We start from the raw sequence: 1,336 nt of genomic DNA, 5'->3' as shown, positions 1-1,336 counted from the left end.
GCGTTAGTGCGTCAAGCGAAGCTTGATGCATCTTGCAGGGTGAAAGTCCCTGTCAGGTAAGGGCTAACCACCCACCTGTATCGAGTGTTGCGCGTTGTGCGGAGTCTTAAATCAGGACTATTTGTGTGGCAGGAAGCCCGGACGAACAAGCAGCGTGAAGCGTACACAGAGCATCATGCAGGCCATAGGGAGTGCGTGCTCCTGAAGTGCCGGTATCGCCCCGATAACAAGTTGATGTCTGACTGACGAGGTTTGTAACGCCATCGAAGTCCATGCAAAGCAGCCGCTCTGGTGAGGCTGTGGCGAGTCAGCGGGGTTCACAAGCCGTGGCATGTATGAAGAGATGTATCAGGAACTTGAGAGAGCCGGATGCGTTCCACAGCGGACGTGGTAGGGAAGCCCAGCGTAACAGCAGGCCAACGATGACGCCCCGGCAGTCGGATCAGCTCATAGTAGTCCGAGAGCGGGAAAGCCGCTCACATGGCGAAGGGGCTGACAGTTATACCTGGCATGTAGCCGATACATAGGCCGGACAAAGTAGGGCTGGAACCACTATGACAACTGCACTGCATGCCATCGCATTTAAGGCACAGACCCACCCCGGGCACAGGTTTCAGAATTTGAACGGACTGCTGAATTCCGATCTACTGTATCAAAGCTGGGGTCAGCTCAATAAACAAGCGGCTCCTGGTGTGGACGGGAAGCGATTCCCGGAGTACCAGCAGCAGTTGCCGCAGCACATCGAGCGCTTGAGTCGACAGCTGAAGCAGAAACGCTATCGGGCGTCGGCGATCAAGCGCGTCTACATTCCCAAGGGCAACGGCAAACAGCGTCCGCTGGGATTGCCGACGATAGACGACAAGCTGGTCCAGCAGGGCGTCAGCCAGATCCTGCAAAGCATCTGGGAACAGGACTTCCTGCCGAACAGCTACGGCTATCGGCCCAACAAAAGTGCACACCAAGCGGTTCACAGCCTGGGACTGAACCTGCAATTTCAAGGCTACGGCTACATTGTGGAGGCCGACATCAAAGGCTTCTTCGACCACATGGATCACGACTGGCTGAAGCGCATGCTGGCCCTTCGGATCGATGATGACGCCCTCCTGAGCCTGATCGGCCAGTGGCTGAAGGCGCGGATAAAATCACCGGAAGGAGACTACACCAAGCCCGACAGCGGTAGCCCGCAGGGCGGGGTGATCAGTCCGATACTGGCGAACATCTATCTGCACTACGCACTGGACCTGTGGTTCGAGAAGGTGGTGAAGCCACGGATGAAAGGCCGGGCCATGCTCATCCGCTACGCGGATGATTTCGTCTGCGCCTTCCAGTATGCCGG

Annotated in this window: 1 protein-coding gene; it reads left to right on the top strand. The window is 57.0% G+C overall.

All coding sequences use genetic code 11. The features are described from left to right. Positions 1–554: 554 nt before the first annotated feature. Positions 555–1,336: reverse transcriptase domain-containing protein (locus tag ABIE61_RS18800; RefSeq protein ID WP_354412419.1), on the top strand; the 782-nt coding region annotated here is incomplete at its 3' end.

The sequence above is a fragment of the Marinobacterium sp. MBR-111 genome (assembly GCF_040547585.1).
GTDB lineage: Bacteria > Pseudomonadota > Gammaproteobacteria > Pseudomonadales > Balneatricaceae > Marinobacterium > Marinobacterium iners.
Note: the sequence above shows the minus strand (reverse complement) of the source record. Positions and strands in the feature narration are given on the sequence as shown.